The organism is Calothrix sp. NIES-3974, from assembly GCF_002368395.1.
Lineage (GTDB): Bacteria > Cyanobacteriota > Cyanobacteriia > Cyanobacteriales > Nostocaceae > NIES-3974.
Genome location: NZ_AP018254.1, coordinates 4,703,339 through 4,728,191, shown reverse-complemented (window position 1 = coordinate 4,728,191; position 24,853 = coordinate 4,703,339). Strand labels below are relative to the sequence as shown.

23 protein-coding genes are annotated in these 24,853 nt (G+C 40.6%); 5 read left to right on the top strand and 18 right to left on the bottom strand.

Translation table 11 applies throughout. From position 1 onward, the window contains the following. Positions 1-369: 369 nt before the first annotated feature. Positions 370-1,293 (top strand): alpha/beta fold hydrolase, encoded by a 924-nt coding sequence (locus tag CDC37_RS19040; RefSeq protein WP_096624141.1) that lies wholly within the window; start codon positions 370-372, stop codon positions 1,291-1,293. On the opposite strand, the gene CDC37_RS19035 is transcribed toward CDC37_RS19040, so the two are convergent. Further along, positions 1,290-1,850: a hypothetical protein gene (locus tag CDC37_RS19035; RefSeq protein ID WP_157780787.1), complete on the bottom strand. Its 561-nt coding sequence runs from the start codon at positions 1,848-1,850 to the stop codon at positions 1,290-1,292. The genes CDC37_RS19040 and CDC37_RS19035 overlap by 4 nt on opposite strands. A gap of 689 nt (positions 1,851-2,539) precedes the next feature. Here CDC37_RS19035 and CDC37_RS19030 point away from each other — a divergent pair. Both CDC37_RS19030 and CDC37_RS25845 read left to right on the top strand, forming a co-directional pair. Then, a complete protein-coding gene (locus CDC37_RS19030) occupies positions 2,540-4,309 on the top strand; it encodes a DUF3685 domain-containing protein (RefSeq protein ID WP_096624137.1) in 1,770 nt (589 codons plus the stop codon). Beyond that, positions 4,306-4,479 (top strand): CAP domain-containing protein, encoded by a 174-nt coding sequence (locus CDC37_RS25845; protein ID WP_197707084.1) that lies wholly within the window; start codon positions 4,306-4,308, stop codon positions 4,477-4,479. The genes CDC37_RS19030 and CDC37_RS25845 overlap by 4 nt, the downstream gene beginning before the upstream one ends. Before the next feature lie 57 nt (positions 4,480-4,536). Here CDC37_RS25845 and CDC37_RS19020 read toward each other — a convergent pair whose 3' ends face one another. From CDC37_RS19020 to CDC37_RS18960, 13 genes are all read right to left on the bottom strand, one after another. Next, positions 4,537-4,785 (bottom strand): hypothetical protein, encoded by a 249-nt coding sequence (locus CDC37_RS19020; RefSeq protein ID WP_096624135.1) that lies wholly within the window; start codon positions 4,783-4,785, stop codon positions 4,537-4,539. 150 nt (positions 4,786-4,935) lie between these two features. Then, entirely contained in the window at positions 4,936-5,187 is a 252-nt protein-coding gene (locus tag CDC37_RS19015; RefSeq protein WP_157780786.1) for a hypothetical protein, read from the bottom strand. Between the two features lie 71 nt (positions 5,188-5,258). After that, a complete protein-coding gene (locus CDC37_RS19010; RefSeq protein ID WP_096624131.1) occupies positions 5,259-5,996 on the bottom strand; it encodes a Uma2 family endonuclease in 738 nt (245 codons plus the stop codon). Between the two features lie 68 nt (positions 5,997-6,064). Next, the gene (rfbC, locus tag CDC37_RS19005; protein ID WP_096624129.1) at positions 6,065-6,610 is read right to left on the bottom strand and encodes a dTDP-4-dehydrorhamnose 3,5-epimerase; all 546 of its coding nucleotides are present in this window, start codon (positions 6,608-6,610) and stop codon (positions 6,065-6,067) included. A 60-nt stretch (positions 6,611-6,670) separates the two neighbouring features. Then, positions 6,671-7,657: a glycosyltransferase family 2 protein gene (locus CDC37_RS19000; protein ID WP_096624127.1), complete on the bottom strand. Its 987-nt coding sequence runs from the start codon at positions 7,655-7,657 to the stop codon at positions 6,671-6,673. Between the two features lie 430 nt (positions 7,658-8,087). Beyond that, positions 8,088-9,023, bottom strand: a complete 936-nt coding sequence (locus tag CDC37_RS18995) for a class I SAM-dependent methyltransferase (RefSeq protein WP_096624125.1) — start codon at positions 9,021-9,023, stop codon at positions 8,088-8,090. A 74-nt stretch (positions 9,024-9,097) separates the two neighbouring features. Next, positions 9,098-11,713, bottom strand: a complete 2,616-nt coding sequence (locus CDC37_RS18990) for a glycosyltransferase (protein ID WP_096624123.1) — start codon at positions 11,711-11,713, stop codon at positions 9,098-9,100. Further along, positions 11,706-12,836 carry a methyltransferase domain-containing protein gene (locus CDC37_RS18985; RefSeq protein WP_096624121.1) on the bottom strand — a complete coding sequence of 377 codons (1,131 nt, stop codon included), beginning with the start codon at positions 12,834-12,836 and terminating at the stop codon, positions 11,706-11,708. The genes CDC37_RS18990 and CDC37_RS18985 overlap by 8 nt, the downstream gene beginning before the upstream one ends. Positions 12,837-12,893: 57 nt before the next feature. Further along, positions 12,894-13,490 (bottom strand): methyltransferase domain-containing protein, encoded by a 597-nt coding sequence (locus CDC37_RS18980; RefSeq protein ID WP_157780785.1) that lies wholly within the window; start codon positions 13,488-13,490, stop codon positions 12,894-12,896. 277 nt (positions 13,491-13,767) lie between these two features. Further along, positions 13,768-14,475 carry a CmcI family methyltransferase gene (locus CDC37_RS18975; RefSeq protein ID WP_096624117.1) on the bottom strand — a complete coding sequence of 236 codons (708 nt, stop codon included), beginning with the start codon at positions 14,473-14,475 and terminating at the stop codon, positions 13,768-13,770. Between the two features lie 414 nt (positions 14,476-14,889). After that, a complete protein-coding gene (locus CDC37_RS18970; RefSeq protein ID WP_096624115.1) occupies positions 14,890-16,233 on the bottom strand; it encodes an ABC transporter ATP-binding protein in 1,344 nt (447 codons plus the stop codon). Positions 16,234-16,418: 185 nt separating this feature from the next. Further along, positions 16,419-16,583, bottom strand: a complete 165-nt coding sequence (locus CDC37_RS18965) for a hypothetical protein (RefSeq protein ID WP_157780784.1) — start codon at positions 16,581-16,583, stop codon at positions 16,419-16,421. A gap of 7 nt (positions 16,584-16,590) precedes the next feature. Continuing rightward, positions 16,591-17,415, bottom strand: a complete 825-nt coding sequence (locus CDC37_RS18960) for an ABC transporter permease (protein ID WP_442861099.1) — start codon at positions 17,413-17,415, stop codon at positions 16,591-16,593. Positions 17,416-17,618: 203 nt separating this feature from the next. On the opposite strand from CDC37_RS18960, the gene CDC37_RS18955 reads away from it, so the two are divergent. Continuing rightward, positions 17,619-19,112 (top strand): aldehyde dehydrogenase family protein, encoded by a 1,494-nt coding sequence (locus CDC37_RS18955; protein ID WP_096624109.1) that lies wholly within the window; start codon positions 17,619-17,621, stop codon positions 19,110-19,112. A gap of 285 nt (positions 19,113-19,397) precedes the next feature. On the opposite strand, the gene CDC37_RS18950 is transcribed toward CDC37_RS18955, so the two are convergent. The 3 genes from CDC37_RS18950 to CDC37_RS25595 form a co-directional block, all read right to left on the bottom strand. Beyond that, positions 19,398-19,871 (bottom strand): Fur family transcriptional regulator, encoded by a 474-nt coding sequence (locus CDC37_RS18950; protein WP_096624107.1) that lies wholly within the window; start codon positions 19,869-19,871, stop codon positions 19,398-19,400. Positions 19,872-20,216: 345 nt separating this feature from the next. Next, a complete protein-coding gene (locus tag CDC37_RS18945; protein ID WP_096624105.1) occupies positions 20,217-20,618 on the bottom strand; it encodes a response regulator transcription factor in 402 nt (133 codons plus the stop codon). Between the two features lie 722 nt (positions 20,619-21,340). After that, positions 21,341-21,472, bottom strand: coding sequence for a hypothetical protein (locus tag CDC37_RS25595; protein WP_255408847.1), 132 nt, complete (start codon positions 21,470-21,472; stop codon positions 21,341-21,343). A gap of 64 nt (positions 21,473-21,536) precedes the next feature. Here CDC37_RS25595 and clpB point away from each other — a divergent pair, with 64 nt between their 5' ends. After that, positions 21,537-24,206, top strand: coding sequence for an ATP-dependent chaperone ClpB (gene clpB, locus CDC37_RS18940; protein ID WP_096624103.1), 2,670 nt, complete (start codon positions 21,537-21,539; stop codon positions 24,204-24,206). Positions 24,207-24,362: 156 nt separating this feature from the next. On the opposite strand, the gene CDC37_RS18935 is transcribed toward clpB, so the two are convergent. Continuing rightward, positions 24,363-24,734 carry a hypothetical protein gene (locus tag CDC37_RS18935; protein WP_096626404.1) on the bottom strand — a complete coding sequence of 124 codons (372 nt, stop codon included), beginning with the start codon at positions 24,732-24,734 and terminating at the stop codon, positions 24,363-24,365. Positions 24,735-24,853: the final 119 nt, after the last annotated feature.

Genomic DNA, 24,853 nt, shown 5'->3' with positions numbered 1-24,853 from the left:
GTAGATTCTCCAATGGGTAAATTTAGGTGATATTTTAGCCGTTTTTATTTCGATTAGCCCAAATTCGTACCCAGAGATAAATCCGTAATATAAATGTGTAAATTAATGCTATTGATGAACCTCACCCCAACCCCTCTCCAGGATGGAGAGGGGCAGAAAAATCCGTAGTTTTAGCCAAAAATCTATGTTTTCAGTTTTCAAAGCCTCTCTCCAAGAGGGGGAAAGGTTTGGAGAGGGGTTATTTGAATCCGTCGAATTCACGTTTATATAAATGCGATCGCCACCTTATAATAAAGGTGTGGCAATAGGGACTTTTATATTGACGTCAGCCTTGCTGTCCTCGTCATGAGGTCAATATATTGATTGGAAATGATTGGAAACCTAATTGGGAACTGGCAGCAAAAAATCGGTAATCAACGGGATTGGATTTGGCATGGATGGCAAACCCGTTATACTTTTGTGCGTCCGCAGCAACAAACTTCCCAAACAACACCGTTAATACTTCTACATGGTTTTGGCGCTTCCATCGGTCATTGGCGACATAACCTAGAAGTACTGGGACAACAACACATGGTTTATGCGCTGGACATGTTGGGTTGGGGTGCATCGGAAAAAGCCCCCATCAACTACAGTGTAGATTTATGGGTTGACCAGGTGTATGACTTTTGGCGCACCTTTATCCGTCAACCAGCAATACTAATTGGTAATTCCCTGGGTTCCTTAGTATCCCTGACCGCAGCTGCTAAATATCCGCAAATGGTCAAAGGGGTAATTATGATGAGTTTACCAGACCCCAGTTTAGAGCAGGAAGCCATTCCTCCCGGATTGCGTCCCCTGGTGAGGGGAATCAAAAGTATCGTTGCATCCCCCTTCCTACTCAAACCCCTATTTAAAATCCTCCGTAAACCGAGTGTGGTTCGTAATTGGGTAAAATTAGCCTATGCTAATCCCGAAGCAATTAGTGATGAATTAGTGGAAATTCTCACCGCTCCTCCCCAAGACCGGGGTTCTGCAAGGGCTTTTAGTGCTTTATTTCGAGCTACCATTGGCATAAATCTCCAACAGGGTGCGAAAGCCATGCTACCCAATCTATCCGTACCGATTTTACTCATCTGGGGTGAAAAAGATCGATTTGTACCACCTGCGATCGCCCCCCAATTTATCCAGTACAATTCCCAATTAGAGTTACTGAATTTGGCTAATGTCGGTCACTGTCCCCACGACGAATCACCGGAAACCGTTAATCAATCAATACTAGAATGGATTGAACGTAAGTTTACTCCCCAAACCTAACTCTTGAACCGACGTACTAACCAAACTAGTCCACCAATCACTAAAATACCGGGAACCATGACTGCTGGGAACAGATTCCACCCACTGTTTGCATCACCCTTCTTCTGTGCTGATACTTCCTCCTGGGTCGGAATGGGGTTTGCCTGTACGGAAGGATTTTCCGCCAAAACTGTCACATCATAGGTCAACTTAAAAGCCGTAAAATCCGCATTTCCACGAGGTTGACAATTCAACTGTAGTTGGTATATTCCCGGAGTGGGAAAAGTCACCTTCGCACCGGGAATCCCCCGATACTTTTCCGCATTAATCGGGATAACCGTCGGTGTTAAAATTGGTGCATCATTTGCTTGACGTGGTTGAGCATAGACACCCATCCCACAATTAACGGTTTCAAAAGGGACTAATTTTCCCCCTCTACGGGTCAGTACAACCCAAGCAAGGGTTTCTTCCCCAGCTTGAGGATTATGATTTGGTTCCACATGCCATAAACCAGCCACATCCCCTGCAATTTGGATTTTATGGGCGAAAACGGGATTGGTAGATATCAGCAGCACCATACCTATTCCAATACCTGGAAGCTGGTATATTTTATTTTCTAATTGAGAACGAAGGTACGTGAAAAATTGCTTGGGAAATAGGTCTTTGGGAGTTGGGAGTTGGGAATTGAAGTGAAGTATTCTCATGGTTTGGTTGTGTAAAAACGTTTTCGTAATTCGTAATTTCAACTGGAAAAAAGAATGTGACAGATTAATTTTGTCGCAATGCTACGTCTCATCTTCATGAATGTGTTGCAAACATTTTTTGAATCGGTATGATTTGTAATGCCCACTACGCAGTAAGCAAGCTATGTCATAACCTATGATCAGGAACTGTGCCTATATAATTCAATAGGTTCTGAGGGGTTTGTCGTTGTGGCTCTAGCTCCGAAAAAGCTTTGATATATAAGGTACTATAAGCGCAACTACGTACTTTTTCTGATCCATCAAAGTTAATGTGGTCAAATACTAGCGTGTATGGATGGGTTCCACTGCGTTGCCCAATCGTGGTATGAATTAAAAATGTAGTGACATGACCATCTAGTCAAGGATTTGCAAAACATACAGATATTGTAGATAAATCTGCTGGGCTATACCATTCCATTAAGGGAGAATTGCAGAGAAGTTAGTAAATGTAGTAAACATTACCTAGATTAGGTTGGCAAAGGTGGATTATATAGATTGTCTAAGGGCTATTTGTTAAATTAATCATGAGCGATCGCCTAGTTAAGTTAATTATTCTCGATCAAGATCCGATTTTTCGCTACGGATTATCTGCGATGTTAAATGAGACATCGGACTGTGAGGTAATTTGGAATGGCGATCGCGAAGCGGATGCTTGGGATTTTTTGGGGGAGTTGATGCGGGATAGTAATATGGATCATCCTGCGTCTGTGTATATGTTGTTGTTGGAGTTGGGGGATGGACGGAGTGAAGCGAGTTTATATGGGGGAATTCGTTTTTGTCAGCAGATAAAAAGTGAGTACCCCCAAATCCCAATTTTAGTTTTAAGTGCGGTGGGTGATGTCCAAATTGTCAATGCTGCTCGCAATGGGGGTGTGGATGGTTGGTGTGTCAAAGGTGCTTCTGTTACAGAAATCCAGAGTGCAATCGAGAGTATCCTTGCTGGACAAGGTTATTGGGATGGATTTATTGGTGTGACTAATTCCCTAACCCAATTTACTCCCGATTTCCCTAACCAGAGGTCTAATAGTTCTCTTTTTACCAATTTTCGCCAACGTTTACACCAATCGGGGGATAATTACATTAACGATAGCTTGCGACGAATTCAGCATAAATTGAAAACACCCGGATTGCCTCTATTAGAACAAGTTATTTTAGCAGGGCGATCGCGTGAGTTATTGGCTGCAAGATGGTTACTCGATCAAATTTTACCTTCCCCCACCACACCCGAAACCATCAGTAATACGGAAAACAGACAACCTTTGAGCGATCGCAATTTACCTGTGTTATCCCCTGTCACGACCCCCAGTAATCACAGTCCTAGGGGATTACAAGCCGAATTATTTGCCAATTGCGCGAACCACCTCCAGCAACCTCTCCACAATGTCAGTGATTTGGCTTTGGAAATTGATATCCTCCTAATTGACAAAAAACGCGAACTATTATACCTAGTCCTGCAAAATTTTGCTAATCAACTAGAGGATTTACGCAACGCTCAACTGGGAACTGAACAAATTAACCAATTAGCTGGGAATTTGATTCAGGATTTATGGGAAACCACCGTCATCAATTTTTTTGGCAAATTTTCCCGCATTCAAATCCCAGATCAGCAATTTCAGCAAGAGCGGGAAATAGAACTATCTCAATTAATTCTTCAAGACCGCAAACTAGTCAATCAAGAAATCCTCGCAAAAATCCCCCGTGTTGCTGATTTAATTGTTTATTTAATTCATCAAACCGATTGGTACATGGAAAATGAAGTATATCCAGCTACCCATCCGGAAGCGAAATCCGATGCACAAATTATTCTGGAAAACCTGCTAATTCAAGTCGCAAATGCCACAATTCAACCATTAATCAATCGACTTGCGGATGTAGAAAGTATCAAAAAGAACTTTTATAACCGCCAAATGCTGTCATCGCGGGAGATAGAGCGATTTCGGAATAATTTATCTTGGAAATATCGTTTTCACAAATATTATTTAGAACCTAAAGCCATCTTTGAAAGTCGTTATCATCTGTTTGTGTTTGCACCTCGGGGAATTGCACAGACTTCTGTTTATGCACCGCGACAAGCAGAACTCTCCCAACTTCGGGGTATCCCCTTATTAGTAACCATTGGATTTGAATTTCGGGATGCGATCGCTCCTCGTTTACAATCTCTGGTGTCGGTTTTGGGTAGTGCGGTCGTGTTTGTCTTGACCCAAGTTGTTGGAAGGGGATTAGGTTTGGTTGCAAAGGGTATTCTCCAAGGTATTGGTAGTGCAGCTTTACCTAATATGAAAAATCGGAAATAGGGAATTACTGGAAAAATAAAAAAAATTTTGCAACACATCCATGTAGAGACGTAATATATTACGTCTCTACTGGTAATTGGGTTGATGTTGGTCATTATACTCAAATTATTTGGCGTAATACCACCGAAGTTGGTTGCGCGATCGCTACCGCAGGGGTAATGATATTCTAGTCTGTCGTTACGCACCTGCGGGTAATTACATGGGAGAGAGGGTTTTCTAATCAAAAATCACCATTTTAAAAATGCTGCTTCTGTTCCCTGTTCACGACGGATTTTTCCATCTTTCTCAAACCAAGAAATAATTTGCTTTGGTGTCAAATCTTCCACAGCAACTTGGTTTTCTTTGGCTATGTGTATTAATACACGCAGGGAGGAAATCGTAATCCGAGTCAAAAATTTTTCTGGAGAGGAAAGTAAAGCTGCATCAACTTGACCAGATTCTTCCGGAGTGAGAAATTGAACTGTGGGTTCCTGCATTGGCAATTAAGAGAATAAAAGGATACAGAATACAGGATACAGGAGGAATGTAGATATACTACTCCACCATAATCATTCTACTTCAAATTTGAAATTTGATATATTTATGCAGCAATAAATCCCAAGGTTCACAATCCCACAGTCGAAAAATCATTCCACCTCCGAATCTGGTTCTATACCCAATTCCCCCAATTTCGCAGCCAATTTTTCTAGTTTTGGTTGACCTTCCTGGATTGCAGTTTCTTCTGGAGTGGGAACCAATTTAGCATCTGCGGTAAACAACCTTAATAATCCCTCATGGATACCAAATATAAACCTAACTGCTAACTCCATAACTGACCCTGGGGATTTGCTGCGATCGCTTGATTTTTTCCAATTTAAGCAACTATCGTAGACTAGCAAGCTGACAATCCTAATTGAAAACTACAAAATTTACAGATGGATTTGGTTTCCCTTTCCCCACTCCCCTATTGCTAGGGTAAATTATCAGGATCAATTCCTTGCTCACGCAAATAAGCAGCTAGTTGATCAGCTCGTTGACGTTCCATTTCCGCTCGCTGACGTTCCATTTCCGCTCGCTGACGTTCCATTTCCGCTCGTTGACGTTCCATTTCTGCTCGTTGACGTTCTTGTTGCAGTTGTTCAGCTAATTCCGTCGGGATTAGTAACTTCTCTCCCGTATCTATCCGATAAAATCCTAACAAATCTCCTTCGACCTTCACAAACAATCCCAAAGGTTGAGATTGTCCATCTGTAATTAATTGGTAGGTTTCACCTTGTAAACGGTATCCCCGTAATTTTTCTGGAATCCATTCCCCCTTCGGATCAAATAACCAATATTCAAAAACCCCTAATTGTTCATAGAGAGTCTTCTTATATTCCTGGTCTTGATTTTCAGTCCCTTTGGAGGTCATCTCAAATATGACTTTGGGAACTTGACCCTCTTCCCAAACCTTATAATTATCCCTACCACCAGGTTCCACATCAAAAATCACCATCACATCCGGCGCAACCCTTAAGCGAGGAAATCCTTGTGCATAATAGAGAAACTGATTTGCTAAAACTGTTGCCTTTCTCCCTGTCAAATACTGTTTTAATACTTCTAAAGTAGTTAAAATTGCGTAAAGATGCACATAGGTTTCTGCCACTGGTTCACCGTCAGCACTAGGATATTCAATATTGGGGTTGCTTAAGTCGATTGCTGTGGTCATGGTTTATCCTCCGACTGAAGCTGAACTTGGGGGAATTATAGTATTTTAATTCTATCCAAATCTTGTTCCTATGGAAATAAATCGGCTTGCTTCCAAGGCTTCCCGGCTTGGTCTTTTGCTGATAGGATGGGTGATGTGGAAATTGGCCAATTTATACCCAAATCTATGTCATTCCACAGAATAGTGCGATCGCCACCAGGTGCATAGTAATCTGTAGTTTTGTAAAGCACTTCCGCAACTTCGGAAAGGACAACAAAACCATGAGCAAAACCGATGGGTATCCAAAGTTGTCGTTTGTTTTCTGCACTCAGTTCGTATCCTACCCATTGGCCAAAGGTGGGAGAACTTTGACGCAGATCGACTGCAACATCGAAAATTATTCCTGTTACAGCACGAACTAGTTTTCCCTGAGGTTGGATAATTTGGTAATGTAGTCCTCGGAGTACGTTTTGTTTGGATAGGGAATGGTTGTCCTGGACGAAATTGATGGTTAAACCAGTTTTTTCGGTGAATTTCTGGTGGTTGTAGGATTCAAAGAAAAAACCGCGTTCGTCTGCAAATACTTGCGGTTCGATTAAAAGCACATCGGGGATTTGGGTGGGGATAATTTTCATGGTTTGAGTAATAGTTCAGAATGGGGATTTGGTGTATTTGAAGTTATCAATCACAATTATTTAACACCAATTTTTACCCAATTTTCCTATCAAACCATGATATGTACCCAAAAAACAAGCTTGAATTTTTGAGTATCTATCTTCTGGATGATATAAGTATATTTTCACTATCATACTCAGTGTCAGCTTAATTCGCCAAAGATATACTATAATTACCAACCACTTATTAACACTTTGATTGACATATTTTAATTCTAGAAAAGTGTGATTACGACAGATGTAATAATGACGTAGTGGTGAGTATAGATGTATTGTTTTTTCTTGACCTAAAAATGATACTTGTGTGGGAATACCAAATAAATGGTACATTTTAGCTGAAGTAATAATTATGTTATGAAAACCCTGTTGTTTAATTTGCATTCCTAACTCAAAATCCACCCCATCGATAAATAAGTTTGCAAGTTGGAGAGAAATGGATTGAATTACCGATAGGGGAATTAGGGAACCAGAAGTAATGGGTGCATCACACTCGTAAAAATCGACATCTTGGTGATGTTGTCCTAAAAAGCGATATTTTTGGAATGTTGCAGCTTCGATGATCGAGTTGGTACGTTTATCAATTGCAGTTGGAGCAATAATTCCGATGGGAAAATTGGTTTGGGAGATATGATAGTATTTTTCGATGAGAATTTGTAGACAATCGGGACTGGGAATACTATCTTGATCAAAAGTCCAGATAAAATCATATTTTTCCTGTTTCCCAAAGTTGAAAGCAATTTCTAACCCTCCTCCAACTCCAATATTTTCTGGATGATATTGGATAATGATTTTTTCCGTTATTTCTGCACAAACATCTTGATAATCTGTGGGTAAGATTGGTCGATTAGGGGAATTATCAACTATTAAAATTTTAGCAACGGGAAATGATTGGTCTGCGAGGGATTGAAGACATCTTTTCACCGCACTAATATCTTCAAAAGCTGTAATGTATGCTAGAACTTTGATTGTCTTTGTTGCTCGGATTAGGGTGATGATGTCATTTCCCATTATAAAATAGAGAGGAATCCTTATTTAATTATGAAAATCGAATGAGATAAAAACAGAACTTACGCAATCACTACGCAGTCACGTCATTGCGATATCAGAAAGCAATCTCAAAGTCTTGTTTTATCGTCATAAGTGCGTAAGTCCTAAAAAAACTGGGAGGTTTTTAAAAAGTCTTTTTAATGCTCAAGTTGTTATTCTGTTGATAATGGAGAACTGGGAGTAGTCTCAGGGGAGTATTCCACTTTATTATTATTCGACCAAAAAATAATCTTGTCATTGCGAGGAACGAAGCAATCGCAGGGACTTGAACTTTTCAGAATGTTAAATTAGCTTTGCACGACTACATACCCCCAAAAACTGACGCAAAGGTTTGAAGTTAATTTTGATTTTTTTGATTTTGATTATGGTCATACTATAGGGGCATTAATTATTACTCATCACATTGAATTCCCAGCATTTTTTTTAATTTAAACCAGTGGGTACGTAATTTCCAAAATTTACTGCTTTCCATTGCTGCAATTCTTTGCATCAGTTCTAATTCTCTAGGACTGGGATAATTTTCTACTGGATTTGCGGGAATTTTCACTGTTGGATGCTGACAATAATTACTTAACTCATGAGTTGCAGAAGTTTCTACTAATTGGAGAGCAATTAAAAATTCATGATAGGGAAGATGATTCTCTAATTTATCGATGATTTTCAACCCATCAAGTATTTTCCCATCAACTAAATACTCAATTTGCTGGAAAAATTCTTCATCTGTCCATACATGACAATGGATATCAGCGTTTCCAGATTCTAAATGCTGACGACCCCATTCATAAAGACTGTGAGCAGATTTAATACTTTTTTGTTTAACTTCCTCTGACCAAGCTTTGCCAAAATGTAAAATATGCTCTAGGGATGGATACTGACAATTCTCGTAATAATCCTGGATGAGATGTTCTACTGTTGTGGAAGGGGTAGGAGTATCAGGTGTTCTACGTTTATCTGGACATGCAATTACAAGTACACCACCTGGCTTTAATAAGTTCTGTAAATCCTGAATATAACCAATTACATTGGGTATATGTTCAATCACATGACAAAGAACTACATAGTCAAATTTTTTCTCAATTTGTAAATAAATTGGAGTATCTTTTGCTAAGACATACTTTACCGGTACGACAGTTTCTGGGGGAAGATTCCAAAGATTAATCAGTTCTTCTGAGGAGCGAGAATCTGCAAATTCACAATTACCGATTTCTACAGGTACTGTAGGTAAATCGCAAGCTCCTATTTCCAATCCTTGGGATGTTTCTAGCTTGATAAATCGCTGGAGAAAATTCAACCTATTTACTTGATAATCTTGACGCGTAATAGTCATATGGGAATTTGGTTGGATTACTAAAACTACTTTTATTTACTGGTAAAATGATTATCGAAAATAAAGGTATAAGGCTACACGAGAACGGAGTCATATAAACCGACAAGTTCTTCTACCTGCTCGCTAATTTTACGAATTTGATGGGATGTAAGAGTTAATTGCTGTTGATATTTATGAATGTCCTGATCTAGACTTTGGAGAATATTGACTAAATCATTAATATCCTCTGGATCAAAAATATTTCCATTCACTCCAGTGATAATATCTTCTGCTAATCCTCCCTTATTGGAAGCGACTACCCAAACACCTGCTAATGTGGCTTCACGGGTAATTAAACCAAAACTTTCTGGCCACAGGGAAGGTGCAATTAAAACATCAATATTACTAAAAAACTCTGGCATTTTTTCTGATTCAATTTTGGGAATAAAGGTGACACGAGTTGTTCCCCAAGTCTCGTGACGTACTTCATCTGAGGATATAAAAAAATCAATAACTGTTAATTCTGTATTGTGTAAGTTAGCTGATGTAATAGCTTCTTTCAGGAAATAATAACCCTTGTGAACACAAATTCCACCCGCATAACCGAGACGCAATTTGTTGCGCAAAGAAGGTTTACGGGGTAGGACGGGTATTGGTTTAATTCCATTGCGATTTACTTGTATTTGTGTAAATCCATTCAGACGGTATAGTTCGGCTTGAAATTCGGAAACTGCAAGGATTAATTTAGCTTTATTCAGGTATTTAGCTAAATAGCGTAAACGCTGCATAGAACTGTTGATATCATCAGCGTAACGAGCGAGAATTAGGGGATCATTTTGATGATAATTGCGTTCTAAACCATTGCTGTCAAGCATAAATTGGTGGTCACAAATCCACCAAGCATCATGAACAGTAACAAAATAAGGGATGTTTAAATCTACTGATGCTTCCAGGATTGAAGCTGTTAATCTTTGAACACAATGAAAGTGTATCAAGTCGGGTTGATTAAATTCTAAATACTGACGAAAGATTTCGTATACTCTTTGGTCTTGATAGTTCCAATCAATTCCTGGATAGGGTGGTAAACTAAGTCTGGTGACATGAATGCCATCTTGATTGTACTCATATAATTCATAACCATTGGGGTTCTGAATATCGTAGGTAAATACAGAAATGGAGTAGCGATCGCTGTATTCTGTTTGCAGGTGATCGATAATGTTTTTTAATAACCCGGTAGCTCCTCCCAGGGATTGGGGAGGATACAAAACATTGACAAATAGTAATTTCGGTTTGGATTGGTTTCTAGTAATTTTGCCTTGGGAGATGGCTTTTTCGATACCTGTGGTGATGATGGTTTGGAGATTATCAGCCATTGTCTCTGGTGCGTAATCAGACATGGCTTTTTGTTTAGCTGAATGGGCTATTTTGGCACGAATTTCCCGATCACCGACTAATTTATCTAACTTTTCTAACCATTCCTCTGCTGTTTGCGCCATCATGACATCGACCCCATTTTCCAGGGTTTCTAAGTACATTTGGGTAGGACTAACGATGGATGGTACACCAAAAATAGCTGCTTCCAACCATTTAATTTCACTTTTACAGTCATTAAATAGACTCATTTTTAAGGGAGCAATATTAATATCAGCTTGTGATAAGAACTCCCAATAAACTTCTAAGTTAGTTAATAATGGAACTCGATCAATCCGGTCTGCAAAACTATCCAGTTCTTTCGGTAAGGTTAAATATCCAACAATGGTTAACCTCACCTGGGAATATTTCTCCATGATTTGGGCGATCGCAGGTGCAATAACTTGAAAATCTGCATCGTGGGTTTTGGTTCCACTACCGTAAAATATGGATAAATAATCCCTCTGTAATTTGGGAGGGGAAGAGCGTAAAAAGTCTAAAACTCTGCGGTCGAGAGCGTTACGATGGCAAAAACTAGTACCATTCCCTGTGACTTTTTCCATTTCCCGAGCTAGGGTGGGAGTAGATGCGATCGCATAATCACATAAGGATAAGGCTTCCCGATACAGTTTTACACCTTTGATTAGTCCTTCATAATCTTCTAGTGAAAGCTGGGATTTGAGGTTTTCATAGGGTTCAGGATAAGCGTCACGACAAAAAATTAAATCATCAATGTCGAAAAAGACGACTTTGTGGAGGGATTTAGCATATTTGATGGTGTGGACAACATCCGGGAATGCAGGAACTCGATAGAAAATCACCACATGACAAAAGTGTAATAAAAATTCCGCCTTTCGGCGATCGCGCCATGAAACCCAATTCACCTGGTAATCTAAAGATTGTAATTGCTCTAATTTTTGCTGTACCCGATAACGCATACATTGGGGAAGGGTTTCTTCTACCACAAGTAGCACATTGGGCTTGCTGGGTACAAATCGCGGTATATTCAGAGGTGATGGGGAGTAACTTTCCCCAGGTTGATCGACTGGTGATGCTGGGGATACAGGGGAAGTCTGTCTGGGAATTAGGGTTTGTAGTTTTTGTTTGAATTTTTGTCGTAAATTAATAAATTTGAGACGAGCTTTCCAAAATTTACTTGTTTCCATCCAAGCAACTACACCTTGACAATTTGCTAGGTCTGCTTGGGTTGACTGCAATTGGGTTTTGGTTTGTTCTAATTCTAATTGGATAGTCCGTAATTGTTGTCGTAACTGCTCTTCCTCTGATTGATGATTAATCATTTGCTTTTATCCCCATAAGTTGTTTAATTGAAAACCAAAAATTCCGCAATTTCCAAAATTTACTGGATTGCATTGCTAATATTTTTGTGATGTGAGTTTGTACATCTGTTTGGATTTGTTGCAGTTCTATTTGAGATTGATTTAATTCTGCTTGGGTTTGTTGTAGTTCTATTTGAGATTGATTTAATTCTGCTTGGGTTTGTTGTAGTTCTATTTGAGATTGATTTAATTCTGCTTGGGTTTGCTGCAACTGTGAATTTAACACATCAAAATTCGACTGCTGCTGTTGAATCGTCAATTGCGATCGCTCTAACTCAATTTGGGTTTGTTGGAGTTGGGATTTAGTTTGTTCTAGTTCTGTCGATAACGCAGAATAACGTTGACGCAGCTGTTGATATCTCCCTTCAATGGTTTCTGGAACTGCTTTAATCACAAATTGTAAAGTTTCCGATTCTGGTGATGCTTGAATTTCTTGAACTAGATCAGGTGGAAAATCATTTTGTTTCACATCGGGAACTAATAAAATTCCTTCTGTGAAAAAGATCGGTTTTGTTGTCCGCTCCATTTCATGAATAATATACCCACTATCCTCAAATAAACTTTCCACCGACGCACGGGTAAAAAATCTTAAATGGGTATTATCTAAAATCCCATACTCCACATATTCAAATCGACCTTGCAACAGAGCTAAACGTACCGCACCATGAGCAATATTCGGAATAGATGCGACAACATATCCACCTGGTTTCAAAACCTGTTTCACATCCCGCAAAATCTGCCAAGGATTTCGCAAATGTTCCAAGACATCGCCAAAAACTGCTATATCAAATTCTCTATCTTTTAATATTTCTGGGATGGAAACGAAATCCAAATCAGCAACTACAACTTCTTCACAGTATTTCTCGGCTATTTTCGCTGCTGCTGGATTCACTTCCACCCCCGTTACTTGACATCCCTTATGGATTAACAACTGGGCTAAACATCCAGTTGCACAACCAAAATCAACAACTTTTTTCCCAGGCTCAATCAGATTATACATCTTCTTGGTAGATGTATTCTCATCCAAATCTTCTATTTTTAGTTCTATTGCTTCTTGGTAATTTTTAATTAAGCTATTATTCATAGTTTTTTTTATATCTTAAACAAAAAATATTAAGATAGGTTTATCTTTTTCCACTAATTATTTTTTATGACTTACATCAATACTTTTTAACCATATACGCATTAAAAACATCAATGATTTCTGAGTGACTTGCTGTTGCCATGAAGCAGGTTTCTTCCTTGCTACCAAAACAGAGTCATGCCATTCATCACTACTATCTTGATAGCCTTGATTATCCCACTGGGTAAATGCATCTAATACCTGTAAATTTGCAAACCGAGCTAAAGCAGAAAAACCATCCGGATAAAACCTCCAACAATCCACGGGATATTTATGTTCGCAACCGCTAGATGGAGCAATAATACAACATAAGCCCTCTGGTTTTAAAACCCTAGCAATTTCCAACATTGTCACCCAAAAATACTCAATATGTTCAAAAGCCTGACCGGAAATCACAACATCCATTGAATTGGTTTTTATAGAATGCCAATTGTAGGGATTATCTAATACGATATCGACATTTGCTCCGGGACACATATCAGCACCAATATACTGCCATTGGGGGGAATCAAAAATCGGCTTGTAAGTCCCATTGACATCAAAACTACCAATATCCAAGATGGTTAAATTTTCATTTTCTTTCCCATCTAAGTGCTTGACTCGAAAATTCTTCATTTTATCTAGCGAGCTGTCATGCATTGTATCCCTCGACTTTTATCATCAAATTCAATTAAAGAATAAACTTATACAATTTGGGATTTTAGATTCTAGGTAAGTTTCAAAGGTATCAAAACTGATTTATCAAATGCAACACCAGAACATATGTGATTTTTTACCATCCGCATATCTTAAATTAATCCACACCTTCAAAACTGAAAAAATACACCCCTGATGATTTAATTTATGAGGGTTGATAACCGATATCAGATGGTAAAAGTAATTTTAATAATATCTACAGCCGTTTTAAATAGCCATTAGAATTGAAAGTTGCCAAAAACTTGTGACACTGCTTATCAATATAAAAATCTGGATGTGTCACCAAAAATTCCTCCACTGCTTCCATTGGTCCTAAACCAAACTCTGGATAGATGGGATGGTTGTTGACGATGGTATCCTCAACAATTAAATAACCTCCCCTAGGAATCAACCGATGATAGGTCTCTAATTCCTGAATTACATGCTCCTTGCTATGGTCAGAATCAAGAATCACAATGGTATTCCGATCACCAGCGATCGCGTATACTTGTTCTGCGATTTCCCGACTCACGGAATCCCCCTCAATTAACTGGATATTATCGTATCGATTCAAGGATGTTCTGGTTTCTGCTAGTATCTGAATATCGATACCAATCACCTGACCTTTACCAACTAATTTGCACATATCAGCTAAAAAAGCCGTACTTCCTCCCCTGGAAACACCGCATTCAACGATAAAATCCGGTTTCTGCTGGAAAATAATTTCTTGATAAATCCACAGGTCTAGGGGACACTTTAAAGCAGGTATACCTTGCCAATAGGTATTCACCCAAGCTGGTTTACCATCAATTACAGGTGTATAAAAGTATGCTTTCACAAACTCCTCTGCTGTATTTCTAACTACTGCTGCTGCGTCATTGATGGGAATTTGATGATTAAGACTTGGTTTTTTTTCGGTGAACATAATAGTTTTTGCGTGTTTTAATTAGCTCAAACACATTCAACTTGTTAACTAGTCAATTAACCTGGTGAGTGTGTCATTTTGCGGGATGCTTGCTGGAAATTTACGGAAATAACCAACCATTTAGCTGGATTTGCCAAAATATTAGCGGTTATCACGGCAAAATCCGCAAAAAACGGACAAATATATATTCTGCTCCTAAGTTACCCTATCTGGGTTAATTTCTGGCGATAAGCAGAGCTTGACGGCTAAAGTCGTATCGCAATTTATTGGGAGTAGGGAACAGGGAGTAGGAAGGATCATATATTGACTAGACGCTTTGCATCCAGCTAAGAGTAATCCAAAACCCGTATTGTAAACCGACCCCAGCAAATTTCCACAAAATCCAAAATCTAAAATCGAATAATCTAAAATTATTCAACTTACATGCTCCTTAATGACTGATTGTTCAATTTGATCAACTGTAACATCTATAGGTATGTCCACCAGGGAATGAATCTGTTTACCGCTTTCTGGAGGCAAAACTTGAAATACAATGGCATTATCAATCCAGTCAAATGGAATTGCGTGGGGATTTTCTGCACCAGCAACGGTTAAACTATAGGAACCAGTACGTAATGGTAATTTAAATTTGAATCTGATTTCCACCCGTTGTTCTGGTTGCAAGGCTTTGATATCCACTCTTTCTTCAAAGGTGTTGGTTCCGAGAATTTCATTGCCGTTTTTATCACAAATAAAAAAGCCCAGTACACATCCTTTGAGCGGTTTGACGGCTTTGATTTCTGCAACTAGTGTCACTTCTTCATTAAAGCCAAATACGATTTGTTCTGGGTTAAATTCGTGATGACTACCAATTAACTCAATTCTTTCGATTAATGCATTGCCATTACCGCGACGACTGATACCATTAAATAATCGGTCTAATTGTTCAATTTGATTATTTACAACTAGTTGTTTGAAACCGTCATTGGTTTGATTATTCGTATTACTTTCTGCCGTTTGCTCATTTTGTTCTAAACCAATTTCAATATTTGTCATTAACTTCATATACTCGATAATCACCGCGCTGGGGAAACCAGACGTATATATCTGTCCATCGTGAATCATTACCGCGTAATTACAAAGAGTTTTGATGGCTCCACTATCATGGGAAACAAATAATGTTGTCACTCCCGAATCCATCAAACTCCGCATTCTGCGCATACAGCGATGTTGAAAAGCAATATCACCCACCGCTAAGGCTTCATCTACAATTAAAACTTCTGGATCAACATTCACCGCAACAGCAAACGCTAACCGCACAAACATCCCGCTTGAATAGGTTTTAACCGGTTGTTCAATAAAATCACCGATATCAGCAAAAGCCGCAATTTCGTCAAATTTACTTTCAATTTCGGTTTGACTTAAACCCAATAATCTACCGTTAAAAAATACGTTTTGTCTCCCAGTGAATTCGGGGTTAAAACCACTTCCCAGTTCCAGCAAAGCCGAAACCCTTCCTTTCACTCGTACTTCTCCCGTTGTAGGAGTAAGAGTCCCAGCGATAATTTGCAGCATTGTGCTTTTTCCTGAACCATTACGCCCGATAATACCAAATGTTTGTCCTTTAGGTATTTCTAGGTTGATATCTCGTAAAGCCCAAAATTCGTCACTGCGATTTTCTCCCGGTAATAGTATTTCTTTGAGTCGATCAACAGGACGATGATATCGTTTAAAACTCTTGGAAACATTGCGCAGGGAAATTGCAATTTCTTCGCTCATATTTTGCCACCAATCCTTACACTCTCACACCAGTCAATGAATTTTGGATTTTAGATTACTCTGGGAGAAGCCGCACTATGTGCGTCTATGGATTTTGGATTGAGGAAACAGGAGAAAAAGAATAAATTAGCTTTTCTTCCCTGCTTCCCTTGCTTCCCTATTCCCATCTATTCCTTATCCATGTATCAAACTAAACTATCAGGATCGATACCTTGTTGGCGGAGGTAGGCTGCAAATTTCTCCGCTCGCTCTCGTTCTTTTTCATAATTTTGTCGCATTTCTAGGGACGCACTGTCGTCATGGGGATACCTCCGTAATTGCGGGTTTAGTTTTGATTTTAAGTGAGGCATCAAAAACTCACAACACATCGGCAAAAGCTGGACGTAATTTGCGATAGCACCACAAACCTAGACAAAATATCATTAGGGAAATCAAGCTACTCATACCCCACTCACCCCAGTGTTTTACTTCCCCGTTAATCACCAAGTCGCGGTAAACTTCCACAATGGCAGTCATGGGATTGAGCCAAAATATCCAATTTCGCCATTCTGGGGGAATTGATGTCGCAGGATAGATAATTGGTGTGGCGTACATCCAGATATTTAAAACAACACTGATGGTTTGGGGGATATCCCGGAGAAATACGGTAAAACCTGCGGCTAAGTAACCTAATCCTGCGGTTAGTAATAGTTGAGGTATCCAAACTAGGGGTAAAAGAGCTAGGGTCGGATGGAGGGTGTGGGAAGTAAAAGCCACAAAGATAATTAATACAATTAAACCCAAGGAACTTTCAATAAAGGATGAGAAAATTGGCACTAGGGGTAGTAAACCCAGGGGAAAAACGACTTTTTTCACCAGGTTAGGTTGACCAATTACTGAGTTAGCCGATTGGATTAAACCACCACTAAAGGCAATCCAGGGTAACAGTCCGGCAAATAACCAAAGTCCAAAGGTAAAGTTATTATCGGGTAAAGATTTCAGGGTGAGTCTTACCTTGAGGACAACCGAGAAAACGTAGGTCAAAATTAAAAGCTGGGCAAATTGGTTGAGTAGGGGCCAAAAATTTCCTAAGACTGAGCCTTTATAACGTGCTTCTAAATCACGACGTACTAGGGTTCTCAGTAGGTCGTACTTGGCGATGAATGGCTTACTGATGGGTAATAAATCTTCGATCTGTCGCAGCTTGCGAACAACTCGCGCTTTGGGGGTAAGCAATTGGATTTTCCTCCGTCACTCCGAACACACCTAATCATTTTGAAGTATACCCGTAATGGAAGTTCCTTGGGAAAAATTGGAAGATAGGAGTCTGTCACTTATCTCCTGCGAGAGTGATTTTTAAGTTCGATTAAAATGGGTTTATAAAGAATTTAACTGGTGGTTTGGGTATGGTGACTCCTCTAACCTGTCGGAATTTTATACATGGGGAATGGTTGGCAAGTAGTGATGGTAGCTGTTTAAATAGCTACAATCCCGCTAATAGGAGTGAAGTGGTTGCGGTGTTTCCCCGTTCGACCCTGGCTGATGTGAATCGGGCGGTTGCCTCAGCCCGTGAGGCTTATCAACGGTGGCGGCTTGTACCTGCACCTGCTCGTGCTGAGTATATTTACAGGGTGGGGGAATTACTGGGTAAGTATAAGGAAGAGTTGGCGTTACTTATTTGTCGAGAAATGGGTAAACCCCTGGTGGAAGCGCGGGGTGATGTGCAGGAGGGGATTGATTGTGCTTTCTACAGTGCTGGGGAAGGACGACGGTTGTTTGGACAAACTACTCCTTCGGAAATGCCGAATAAGATGGCGATGACGGTGCGGACTCCGGTGGGGGTATGTGCTTTAATTACTCCGTGGAATTTTCCGGTGGCGATTCCCTGTTGGAAGGCTATGCCGGCTTTGGTGTGTGGGAATACGATTATTCTCAAGCCAGCTGAGGATACACCGGCTTGTGCGACAAAATTAATTGAGATTTTCGCGGAAGCGGGTTTGCCTGCGGGGGTGGTAAATTTAGTGCATGGGGTGGGAGAAGAGGTTGGTCAAGCTTTGGTGGAACATCCGGATGTGAATTTGGTTTCCTTTACGGGTTCTAGTCAAACTGGGTCGGTTGTGGGTGAAATCTGTGGTCGGATGCATAAGCGTGTTTGTTTGGAAATGGGTGGGAAAAATGCCCAGATTGTGATGGATGATGCGGATTTGGATTTGGCGGTGGATGGGGCGATATGGGGGGCTTTTGGGACGACGGGACAAAGATGTACGGCGACGAGTCGGTTGATTTTGCATCGAGATATTAAGTCAAAATTTACCCAGATGTTCCAGGAACGGGCTGAACAGTTAAAGTTAGGGGCAGGGGATCAAGGGGATACGGATATTGGTCCAATTATTAATGCCAAGCAGCTGCAACGGGTCTGTGAATATATAGATATTGCTCGGTCAGAGGGAGCGCAGGTGTTACTGGGTGGGGAAGTCGTGCAGACTGGTCATCTCCAGCAGGGATACTTTTTTCCACCGACAATTTTAGATGGTGTGACTCCGGATATGCGGGTAGCGCGGGAGGAAATATTTGGTCCTGTGGTGGCATTAATGGAAGTGAGTTCTTTTACAGAAGCGATCGCAATTTTGAATAATACTAATTATGGGTTATCTTCGTCTATTTATACCCGTGATGTGAATCTTGCTTTCGCTGCTATGCGGGATATTGAAGCTGGTATTACCTATATTAACGGACCAACCATTGGTGCTGAGGTTCATTTGCCTTTTGGTGGTGTCAAACAAACCGGAAACGGACATCGGGAGGCTGGTAGTACTTCGATTGATATTTTTACGGAGTGGAAGACTGTTTATGTCGATTTTTCCGGCTGTTTACAACGAGCGCAAATTGATAATCGATAGGCATTGACAATCTTTTGTATTCAACAACGCCGAATTTTTGACTACTCCCTGCTCCCTGCTCCCCGCTTCGTCTATAGAGCTAAAGCACGACTACGAGCTAAATACAGGTTGACATACTACCACGGGTGGAAGGAATTTTTCCTGTTGCTGAATTTGGGTATGAATTATGATTATTAACATTTTGTCTTGAAACCACAATCGTTGTAGATACGTAGTGATGCTACGTCTCTACACAACGTCTAAATTTTCAATTCATATTTGTATTCAACAACGCCGAATTGTTGACTACTCCCTACTCCCTACTCCTTGCTCCCTATCTTCTGATTGATTCCGATATCCGTAAAAGTTAATGCTGTAATCGGTGATTTTGACACCCGTTTGGGTCTCGATTTCGGCTATTAATTCTGCTGGTAGGGTGACGTGTACGTCTAGGATTTGGTTGGTGTCTAAACAATTAATATGACTATGGGAATCACTAATGTTGCCGTATAATCGCCCGTCGCATCTTTCAATACATTCAATGATGCCGTTCGATGATAGGGCTTCAAGATTTTGATAAACTGATGTGTGCCCAATTGCTTTTCCTTGCTGATTTAAACGGTCGTATATTTCCCGTGCTGATAGGTGTTCTTTGGCATCCCACAATAATTCCAGGATAAATCGACGTTGGCGACTAACTCGCATTCCCAAGGTCTGACATTGTTCGAGAGCGTCTTCTAAGGATTGGATTGGCTTGTTTGATACTGGGTTTTTTTGCATATGCCAATTTATTCAGGAATCTTAATCTAAATGTGGTTTTAATGGGTATATTTTAGTTGGAATGGAAAGTTGATAAATGTGATTATTAATTAGATTTTTGGCTACTTTAATCAGAATCCGGTAAATGGTGGACTGGTGAGGATACATCCCGATAAGGCTACTAGCACGTCAAGGTAAAAGCTCAAAGAATATTACCTATCTTTAATAAATTGAACTAAAACATACTCATTACCACTTTAGCTTGTTTGTTGACAATTCGTCTACTTGCAAGCCTGTAGGTGGGTAGGGAAAACTGTTGTTGTGTTCAGGGAATAGTGAATGTTGTTGAAATACTTTCAACTTGACTCACTCACGCAACAAATTCTCTTCCAGCAAACGAGTAATCATAGCTGTTCTCGATGTTACACCCAGTTTCGTAAACATACGGCGCAGGTGGGTGGCTACAGTCCAGGGACTAATGTGTAAATGAATACCTATGACTTTGTTGGGTAATCCCTGAGCCACAAGTTTGGCGATCGCTTGTTCCCGTGGACTCAAACTGACACTTTGCTTTTTGTGAGGACGACAGCGAATCAAACAGTAGTGTTCACCATCGATGTCAGACTCAAATACGACTTCGTTGATATTTTGATCTCCATTGGGGAGGATGCGAGATGGGGATTCAACTGTTAACCCTGCAAGGAGCATCCTCAAGATTTCTTCGCGCTGCAATGGTTGCTGGTCAGGCTTTCTATTCGCTGTTTTCATGGCACTGACTCACCCTTATGTATGAATGTTGCTTAATGAACATTTCAACTACTTAGGTAATATTTCCGTATAGAATCTATAAATTTTGAGAATTTTTGGGAATTTTTTCGGTTTCCAAATTAGATACTTTGATGTACTTGCCTTGATTCACCCATACTTTTACTTAAATCTTTTCCACTAGTTTTGACAAAGTATATGTCAGGAAATCTTGAAAAATCTGGTAATGTCAGTGTATTCGCAGCCACCGTTCTGTTCTTGATTTTTTGTATGTTTTTAAACATGTCCCTCAAATGAGTTACCTCAAATTAGCGTCCTGAGAAAAAGCGACTGGTGGAGGCGCTAGTAAAGTGTTATACATAAATTAGTGCGTGACGACAAAGACGGCCTACCCAATCACCGTAGGAAAATAAGGTCTTCATGCAAAGATTAACTGTCCCCATGACGATGCTGTGCGTAATTTCCCTAGCCCAGGCACAGGATTGTGATGGGGCTTTTTATTTAGTGGATGGGTTGTCTATGGAGTTGGAAAGAAGTACGCTACACTGTCAGATGTTTTTGTCGAAGAGGCTTTGATTAATTTAGTCGATGGTTAGGAATTGCTCGCGGGGATAGGTGACACGGTATAATATGTGAAGGGGGAAGTGGAAAATCCCTAGTCCATAGCTGCGAGTTGAAGACAAAACAGGTGGACGGAAGGGGTGTCCTAATCCTTAACTCAGAAATCAAAAGGGGATGCTCCAGGGGAATAGTTTAGCATTGAGAAACTGCTGAAGGGTGTCTAGGCGATCGCTGGTATTGAGTAATTTATTGAATAGCAACCCAGAAGTTTGCCCGAATGTAGTAGGCTTAATCATCAGCTACAGGATAATCTAAAATCTAAAGCCTAAAATAAAAATCTCAAATCGAAACTTCTAGAAGATGCAACCTACAGACCCAGATAAATTTACGGATAAAGCTTGGGAAGCGATTGTCAAATCGCAGGATATTGTGCGTGCTTATCAACAGCAGCAGCTTGATGTAGAGCATTTAGTGTTAGCTCTATTGGAACAGGATAATGGATTTGCCCTGCGGATTCTCACCCGTGCGAATATTGATTCCCACCGTTTACAACAACAACTAGAAGAATTTACCAGTCGTCAACCACGGGTAGGCAAAAGCGATCAACTCTACCTGGGACGGGGTTTAGATGTCATGTTAGATCGAGCCGAGGAAGTGCGCGATCGCATGAACGACAAATATATCTCGATTGAGCATATTTTACTGGCTTTTGCCGATGATGAGCGCATTGGAAAACGTTGTTTCCGGGTGTTGAATGCGGATGTGAATCAACTGGAGGCAGCAATTAAAGCCATTCGCGGTAGTCAAAAAGTTACTGACCAAAATCCCGAATCTCGATATGAAGCACTACAAAAATTTGGGCGGGATTTAACGGAAGCTGCGAAAGCCGGGAAACTTGACCCGGTAATTGGTCGGGATGAGGAGATTCGCCGTGTGATTCAGGTCCTATCTCGACGTAGTAAAAATAACCCCGTATTGATAGGGGAACCAGGAGTGGGCAAAACAGCGATCGCGGAGGGTTTGGCACAGAGGATTATTAATGGGGATGTGCCGGAATCTTTAAAAAATCGCCAGCTAATTTCCTTGGATATTGGTAGTTTGATTGCTGGAGCCAAATATCGGGGGGAATTTGAAGACCGTCTCAAGGCAGTTTTACGGGAAGTGACCGAATCCAACGGTCAAATTGTTTTGTTTATTGACGAGTTACACACCGTTGTCGGTGCTGGTTCCGGTCAACAGGGGTCAATGGATGCGGGTAATCTACTTAAACCCATGTTAGCGCGGGGAGAATTGCGCTGTATCGGGGCGACAACCCTGGATGAGTACCGCAAGTACATTGAAAAGGATGCAGCCCTAGAAAGGCGTTTTCAGCAGGTGTATGTGGATCAACCGAGTGTGGAAAATACCATTTCCATTTTACGGGGGTTAAAGGAACGTTACGAAGTCCACCACAATGTGAAAATTTCTGATTCGGCTTTAGTTGCCGCTGCGACCCTCTCATCTCGCTATATTTCCGACCGATTTTTACCAGACAAAGCCATCGACTTAGTGGATGAAGCCGCAGCCCAGTTAAAAATGGAAATTACCTCCAAACCAGCTGAATTAGAAACCATCGAGCGTCGCTTAATGCAGTTGGAAATGGAAAAATTATCCCTCGCTGGGGAAGAAAAAGCCACCTCCCAAACCAGGGAACGTCTACAAAGTATTGAAAACGAAATTCAAGGTTTGACCCATAAACAAACCCAATTAAACTCCCAATGGCAAGGGGAAAAACAACTATTGGAAGCTATTAGTGCTTTAAAACAGGAAGAGGAAAAAATCCGTTTACAAATCGACCAAGCGGAACGGGATTATGATTTAAATAAAGCCGCCCAACTCAAATACGGCAAACTCGAAGGTTTACAACGGGAACGGGAAGCCAAAGAAACCCAGTTAATTGACCTGCAAAGTAGTGGAGCCACCCTGCTGCGGGAACAAGTCACCGAAGCCGACATTGCCGAAATTGTTGCCAAGTGGACAGGGATACCCGTTAACCGTCTCTTGGAATCGGAACGCCAAAAACTCCTCCAACTTGAACAACATCTCCATCAACGGGTGGTCGGTCAAACTGAAGCCGTTGCAGCCGTAGCAGCTGCCATCCGTCGAGCTAGAGCCGGGATGAAAGACCCCGGTCGTCCCATTGGGTCTTTCCTGTTCATGGGACCTACAGGAGTCGGGAAAACTGAATTAGCACGGGCTTTAGCACAATTTCTCTTTGACTCGGAAGATGCCCTGGTGCGGTTAGATATGTCCGAGTATATGGAAAAACACTCCGTATCCCGGTTAATTGGTGCCCCACCGGGCTATGTTGGCTACGAAGAAGGTGGACAGCTATCGGAAGCAATTCGTCGCCGTCCCTACGCTGTAGTCCTATTGGATGAAGTGGAAAAGGCCCACCCAGATGTGTTTAATATTTTGCTGCAAGTCTTGGATGACGGTAGAATTACTGATTCCCAAGGCAGAACCGTGGATTTTCGGAATACTGTCATTGTCATGACTAGTAACATCGGTAGCGAACACATCCTTGATATTTCCGGAGACGATAGTCAATATGAGCAAATGCGTAATCGGGTGTTAGATGCCTTACGTAATAACTTCCGTCCTGAATTCTTAAACCGAATTGATGATTTAATTATTTTCCATGCCCTAACACAGCAGGAAATGGCAAAAATCGTCCGTATCCAACTTAAACGGGTGGAAAGTTTACTCGCTGAACAAAAAATTGCTGTGGAAATTACGGATGCAGCTTGCCGTCAAATCGTCGAAAAAGGTTACGACTCGGCCTACGGCGCACGTCCCATCAAACGGGCAATTCAAAGGGAAATCGAAAATATCATTGCCACAAAAATTTTAGAAAATACCTTTGTGGCTGGAGATACAATCATCGTGGATGCGGACAAAACCAACCTATCATTCCGCAAGAAAAAACTAGCACCTAAACGGGAAATATCAGCACAGCAGGTATTAGTTGAATCCTCCTCGGAACAGTGATATTAGCACGAAAAAGCCCGGCTTGACCGGGCGGATGTGCTGATTGTCTAACTGAATTTTGCGCTTTTTTTGACTGTATTAAGCTGGAAAAATTTTGACTTGAGATATCTTGGTAAAGTCAATCTCAAATTGATAAAAGATAAAATTACAAGAAAATTACTTCATTTCACAGGTTAAAGGACAAGCTGCATAGACAGCACTTTGCACTTCTTCGTTTTCGCCATGCAACCAACTCAACCATTTAACTTGGCTAGGATGAATTCCTTTTGCTGTCAACACACCCGCACCAATCATAACTGCCGCAATATTAATAAAAAAGATACTACCAGCAACGAACAATACCGCACTCACAGGCATAACTGACTGCAAAACAACCGACAACAGACATCCGACCGTGGCCATGAGAACCACAAAAGGAAAACCAACAACTAATAAGCATACAGATAACGTAAACGTCCAAATCAAAAAGCTTTTTAGCATTAACATCGAGTAAGCTTTTCCTAAATCGGAAGTCTGAGATAACGCCATTTTATTTTCTCCCATATACATTGCAGAAAACTGTTTGGATCTGCTTTGGTTTAATGCGCTTTGATCCGCGATCGCCACCGGGGATCAATTCGCTTGTGAATTCAAGTATATAGAAGCAA

Bases quoted from the DNA above. Each gene is read 5' to 3' on its own strand.
- CDC37_RS19000 (WP_096624127.1), bottom strand. From the start codon at position 7,657: ATGGGAAATGACATCATCACCCTAATCCGAGCAACAAAGACAATCAAA.
- CDC37_RS18955 (WP_096624109.1), top strand. From the start codon at position 17,619: ATGGTGACTCCTCTAACCTGTCGGAATTTTATACATGGGGAATGGTTG.
- CDC37_RS19040 (WP_096624141.1), top strand. From the start codon at position 370: ATGATTGGAAACCTAATTGGGAACTGGCAGCAAAAAATCGGTAATCAA.
- CDC37_RS18945 (WP_096624105.1), bottom strand. From the start codon at position 20,618: ATGAAAACAGCGAATAGAAAGCCTGACCAGCAACCATTGCAGCGCGAA.
- CDC37_RS18970 (WP_096624115.1), bottom strand. From the start codon at position 16,233: ATGAGCGAAGAAATTGCAATTTCCCTGCGCAATGTTTCCAAGAGTTTT.
- CDC37_RS19030 (WP_096624137.1), top strand. From the start codon at position 2,540: ATGAGCGATCGCCTAGTTAAGTTAATTATTCTCGATCAAGATCCGATT.
- rfbC (WP_096624129.1), bottom strand. From the start codon at position 6,610: ATGAAAATTATCCCCACCCAAATCCCCGATGTGCTTTTAATCGAACCG.
- CDC37_RS18990 (WP_096624123.1), bottom strand. From the start codon at position 11,713: ATGATTAATCATCAATCAGAGGAAGAGCAGTTACGACAACAATTACGG.
- CDC37_RS18995 (WP_096624125.1), bottom strand. From the start codon at position 9,023: ATGACTATTACGCGTCAAGATTATCAAGTAAATAGGTTGAATTTTCTC.
- clpB (WP_096624103.1), top strand. From the start codon at position 21,537: ATGCAACCTACAGACCCAGATAAATTTACGGATAAAGCTTGGGAAGCG.
- CDC37_RS18980 (WP_157780785.1), bottom strand. From the start codon at position 13,490: ATGAAGAATTTTCGAGTCAAGCACTTAGATGGGAAAGAAAATGAAAAT.
- CDC37_RS18975 (WP_096624117.1), bottom strand. From the start codon at position 14,475: ATGTTCACCGAAAAAAAACCAAGTCTTAATCATCAAATTCCCATCAAT.
- CDC37_RS18935 (WP_096626404.1), bottom strand. From the start codon at position 24,734: ATGGCGTTATCTCAGACTTCCGATTTAGGAAAAGCTTACTCGATGTTA.
- CDC37_RS18950 (WP_096624107.1), bottom strand. From the start codon at position 19,871: ATGCAAAAAAACCCAGTATCAAACAAGCCAATCCAATCCTTAGAAGAC.
- CDC37_RS18985 (WP_096624121.1), bottom strand. From the start codon at position 12,836: ATGAATAATAGCTTAATTAAAAATTACCAAGAAGCAATAGAACTAAAA.
- CDC37_RS19035 (WP_157780787.1), bottom strand. From the start codon at position 1,850: ATGGTGCTGCTGATATCTACCAATCCCGTTTTCGCCCATAAAATCCAA.
- CDC37_RS19010 (WP_096624131.1), bottom strand. From the start codon at position 5,996: ATGACCACAGCAATCGACTTAAGCAACCCCAATATTGAATATCCTAGT.
- CDC37_RS19020 (WP_096624135.1), bottom strand. From the start codon at position 4,785: ATGCAGGAACCCACAGTTCAATTTCTCACTCCGGAAGAATCTGGTCAA.
- CDC37_RS18965 (WP_157780784.1), bottom strand. From the start codon at position 16,583: ATGCCTCACTTAAAATCAAAACTAAACCCGCAATTACGGAGGTATCCC.
- CDC37_RS25595 (WP_255408847.1), bottom strand. From the start codon at position 21,472: ATGATTAAGCCTACTACATTCGGGCAAACTTCTGGGTTGCTATTCAAT.